The sequence below is a fragment of the Sphingomonas sp. genome, from assembly GCF_042095875.1.
Lineage (GTDB): Bacteria > Pseudomonadota > Alphaproteobacteria > Sphingomonadales > Sphingomonadaceae > Sphingomonas.
This window is the reverse complement of the sequence record NZ_JBELMJ010000091.1, coordinates 1-4,313: the sequence shown is the minus strand read 5'-3', so window position 1 is coordinate 4,313 and position 4,313 is coordinate 1. Positions and strand designations below refer to the sequence as shown.

5 protein-coding genes and 1 pseudogene are annotated in these 4,313 nt (G+C 70.4%); 1 reads left to right on the top strand and 5 read right to left on the bottom strand.

Annotation, left to right across the window (positions count from 1 at the left end):
* Positions 1 to 328 precede the first annotated feature (328 nt).
* From ACFDS6_RS16660 to ACFDS6_RS16640, 5 genes are read right to left on the bottom strand one after another with little or no spacing between them, the layout of a single operon-like run.
* Positions 329 to 463, bottom strand: coding sequence for an entericidin A/B family lipoprotein (locus ACFDS6_RS16660; protein WP_375273209.1), 135 nt, complete (start codon positions 461 to 463; stop codon positions 329 to 331).
* Between the two features lie 58 nt (positions 464 to 521).
* Complete coding sequence (locus ACFDS6_RS16655; protein ID WP_375273208.1) at positions 522 to 1,421, bottom strand: hypothetical protein; 900 nt, start codon at positions 1,419 to 1,421, stop codon at positions 522 to 524.
* A gap of 2 nt (positions 1,422 to 1,423) precedes the next feature.
* A complete protein-coding gene (locus ACFDS6_RS16650) occupies positions 1,424 to 1,654 on the bottom strand; it encodes a hypothetical protein (protein ID WP_375273207.1) in 231 nt (76 codons plus the stop codon).
* Positions 1,651 to 3,156 (bottom strand): PAS domain S-box protein, encoded by a 1,506-nt coding sequence (locus ACFDS6_RS16645; protein WP_375273206.1) that lies wholly within the window; start codon positions 3,154 to 3,156, stop codon positions 1,651 to 1,653. Before ACFDS6_RS16645 ends, ACFDS6_RS16650 begins: the two co-directional genes overlap by 4 nt.
* 4 nt (positions 3,157 to 3,160) lie before the next feature.
* A complete protein-coding gene (locus tag ACFDS6_RS16640; protein ID WP_375273205.1) occupies positions 3,161 to 3,646 on the bottom strand; it encodes a CsbD family protein in 486 nt (161 codons plus the stop codon).
* A gap of 444 nt (positions 3,647 to 4,090) precedes the next feature.
* On the opposite strand from ACFDS6_RS16640, the pseudogene ACFDS6_RS16635 reads away from it, so the two are divergent.
* Positions 4,091 to 4,313: pseudogene (locus ACFDS6_RS16635) on the top strand (hypothetical protein); the annotation flags it as partial.

Here is a 4,313-nt window from a genome sequence, read left to right as displayed (position 1 = left end):
ATGAGGATGGCGATGGTCTTGCCTTGAAGTTTCATGCTGGTTCGTCCGGTTCGGGTGGATGGTAAACGCCTGATAATCCGCCGAACGAGCGTGCATGGGGTTGGGTTGCGAACCACGGCGCAGGAAGCGTTCGCTCCCAATCGACGATACGATACGTCGACACCTCGACATGTAGGTACGTGATCGGTCCGGTGGTCGGCCAACGAAAACACGCCCGGACGCCGGTTCGTATCGAGCCGGCATCCGGGCGCGATCCCACCGGGCAGGCGGGGGCCCGCCAGAGGGGGAGGGCGGGGGTGCGTACACCTCCTGCCCGGTGGAATGGGTGTTACTTGTCCTTGCCCGACGCGTCGGAGACGGCGTCGCCGGCGGACTTCAGGTCGCGGCCGGCGCCGTTGACCGTGTTGCACGCGGCGAGCGCCAGCATTGCGGTGAGACCGGTCGCGAGCATGATCTTCTTCATGGAAACCTCCTCAGGTAAGACGCGGCGGGGCCGGATACGCCACCCCGCCGCGCGGTGTTCAGCGTACCCGGCGACGCGTCGCCGCGGTCGCGCCGAAGGCGGCCGCACCCGCGCCGACCAGCAGCGCCAGAACGATGATGAACGAGGTCTTGGACGCCGCACCCGCGGCCGCGTCGGCTGCCTTCTTGGCGGTCTCGATCGCCTCGTTCTTGGTCTGGACGAAACGCTGCTTGGCCTGGGTCACCTGCGTCTGCGCGTCCGCGCGGCTGATCTCGCGCTGCGCGGCGACGATATCGACGATGCGGTTCTCGGCACGCTGGCCGTCGGCTCCGCCGCGCGCGAGCGCGGGCAGCTGCTTGGCCACTTCCTTCTGCGCCTGCTCGGGCGTCATCTGCGCCGGGTCGCTGGGTGCGTCGGAGAGGTAGTCGGACGCTTCCTGGCGCACGTCGTTCTGGTCGATCCCCGCGACCGACGCGGCCTGCGGCGCCGCGCGCGCGGCCGCGCCGACGGTCGAGCCCGCCGCGCCCGCCACCGTGCCGACGGTGCGGAACGCACCCCCGATGATCCCGCCGACCGCCGAGGTGAGCAGGTACAGCGTCAGGATCAGCGTCACGCCCCACACGACCAGCCCGTGGACCAGCGCGTCGAACCGCTCGGTCACGCCCGACACGCGCGCCGCGGCATAGCCGCCCGCGCCCAGCGCGACGATCGTGGTGACGAGCCAGTAGAGCCCCGCACCGATGCCGAAGCCCGCCGCGCCCGGTGTCGTGCCCTCGGTCGGGTCGACCATCGACAGCCCGATGCCGGTACCCAGGATGCCGAGCAGCAACTGCACCGCGACCGCGATCACCACGCCCGCGAAGATCGCCCCCCACGACAGCCGCGCGCGCGTGCGCGTCGCCACCACGTCGTCCACCGCGGCATAGCCCGCGTGGGTCCCCGTTACATTCGTCGCCATGTTCACTCCTGTTCTGTTTTGGATGTCTTCGCGCGGGGGACGTCTTCCCCTGCTGCGTCGGTGTCGGCGTCGGCGTCTGCCCCGGCCGCGCGCTGCTCGCTGCGCCCGTCGCGCACCGCCTGGTCGTCGCCCAGCAGCTTGCCGATCGCCTCGTGCGCCGCGCCCTTGGCCTCGCGCACGTCCGGCGCCTTGGCGGCGTCGGTCGCGGGTTCGTCTGATGGTTTGCGGGTCACGCCGCATGCTCCCGCGCGAGCAGGCGTTCGCCGTCGAACCCACGCGCGCGTGCCCAGGCGGCCGCGGCGGTGCGGCGGTTGACGCCGATCTTGGCGTAGATGCGCGCGACGTGGTTGCGCACGGTGTTGCCCGACACGCCCAGCGCGCGCGCGATGCTCTTGTCGTCCAGCCCACGGCAGATCAGCGCCAGCACCTCGCGCTCGCGCGGGGTCAGGTCGTCGATCGAGGCGCCGGACTCGTCGGGCTGCGGCGCGCGCAGCCGGGCGAGCTTGTCCATGATCGAGCGGCTGAACCAGCTGGTGTCCTTCATCACCGCCTCGATCGCGTCGACCAGTTCCAGCTCGGTCGCCTTGCGCTGCGTGATGTCCTGGAACGCCCACAGCAGGCACTCGTCGCCGTTCAGCGTGAAGCCCTCGGTCGAGACGAGGCAGTCGATATGCCCGCCCTCGCGCGTCGCGATTCCTTCCTCGTGCCCGCGCAGGTCCTCGCCCTGCTCGATCGCGCGCTCGATCGCGGGGCCGGTGTCGGCGCCCGCCCACAATCCGACGTCGCTGAGCGAGCGCCCGATGATCGCGGGCGCGCCGTAACCTGTCAGCTTGGTGAAGCTGTCGTTGATCTCGCACAGCACGTGGCCGTCGCGCGCGCCGATCGCCATCGCGATCGGCGCCATCTGGAACGTGCGGGTGAAGCGCTCCTCGCTGTGGCGCAGCGCCTCCTCCGCCTGGCGCCGCGGCTCCAGGTCGGCGAAGGTGAACAGCATGCAGGGGTCGTCGCACAGCTCGATCGGCTGCCCGGCGACGATCACCAGCTTGGTGCCGCCTTCCGCCAGCTCCAGCCGCGCCTCCATCTGCGGGATCGTCGCGCCCTCGGCCAGCCGCGCCTTGGCGAGGTCGCGGCGGTCCGCGTCGCGCAGCACGTCGATGTCGTAGACGGTGCGGCTCAGCACATGGTCGCGCGCGAAGCCGGTCATCTCGAGGAAACCCTGGTTCACCTTGACGAAGCGCAGGTCGGACAGGCGACAGATCACCGCGGGCGCGGGATTGGCGTTGAACGATTGCTCGAACCGGTCCTCCGCCTCGAACTGCGCGGTCACGTCCTGGATGACGAGCACGACGCAGGTCGGCGCGTCCTCGTCATGGTCGTTCAGCACCAGGCTGCGGACCTGGTGGACCCAGCGCGGCTCCTCCTCGCCCGCGACCGTGACCTCGACCACCACCTCGGAGAAGCTGTCGCCCGCCACCACGCGCTCGATCGGGTAATCGTCGGCGTCGAGGCGGTGGTTGTTGCGGTAGCGCAGCTGGAAGCGCCAGCGGTAATCGTCGACGTCGTGACCCAGTTGCTCGAGCGACGACACGCCGTGCATCCTGAGCGCCGCGTCGTTCGCCCACAACAGGCTCTGGTCGGGATCGATCAGGATCACGCCCTCGTCGAGCCCCGCGATGATCTGGCGCAGGTGGCGCAGATCCGCGGTCTCGCGCAGCGATGTCAGCGACGCGGCCATGCGTTCAGGCGCGCTCGCCGTGAATCAGCCAGCCGAGCAGGTAACCGCCGACTGCGGCCCCCAGCGCCCACAAGGCGGGGCTGTTCGATGCCGTGGCGTTGGCGCGTGCCGCCCCGCGCGACGCCGCGTCGCCGGCGCGATCCGCGACGTCGTGCGCGCGCCCGGACACGCGATCGGCGACGTCATGGGCGCGCCCGGCCGCACGATCGGCGACGTCGCGGGCGCGGTTGCCGGCGCGCGATGCCGCGTCGCCCACTGCCTCGCCAGCATTGCGCAGCCGCTCCTTCGCCACGTCGACGAAGCCGGGCGCGGCGTCGACCGCGTCCTCCGCGATCCCGCGCGCGCGGCCGTACAGATTCTCCGCACCGCCCGCGATCTGATCGACCACGCCGTCGACCTGCCACGCGCGGCTGCCCACCGCGTCGCCGACCGCCTTCTCGACCTTGCCGCCCAGGTAGCGTGCCCCGCCGTGCAGTTCGTTCTTGTTCATGCGTCCTTCCTCGTGATCGACGCGTCGAAATGCGCCGATCGATGCCGTTACGGGTGCGCAATGCCTCCGTTCCGGCCCCATCAACCTATGTTAGAAGTGATCGTTCCTGGTATTTCCGCACGGTGCGGCTGAGCATGATGTACCAGCGCGACGCATCCGCGCGCGTCGTGGTAACCGTACGGTCGGGTCGTGATCGTCGCTCGGCGATCGACGTGCGTCACTGCGCATCGCGGTGAAGGTGACCGATAACTGACCGCCCGATCCGCCGATCGCGTCACGCGCGGCCTCGATTTCGCGGAGCACATCGGCCGGAAACCAGATTTCGGCCGCTGCGAATAGCGATAATGCTTTATTATCGAACATGGCTGTTCCGGTGCGGGAAGCGGGGTAAAATGGACGCCAGCAGCGCCGCCCGCGGGCCGTCGCTGCCCGGGGGGATGAGCGATGCGCGACGCCGACGATGAGAGCCCGAACGGCGCGACCGACCAGCACGCGCTCGCGCTCGTCCACGCGCGCGACGTGTCGGCGGAGCTCGCGCGTCACGCCTCGCGCGCGCGCGCGTATATAGAAGCCGCGCGCAGCCCGGCGACCAGGCGCGCCTACGCGGCGGACTGGACGCAGTTCGTCGACTGGTGCGCGCACCACGCGCTGTCGCCGCTGCCCGCGA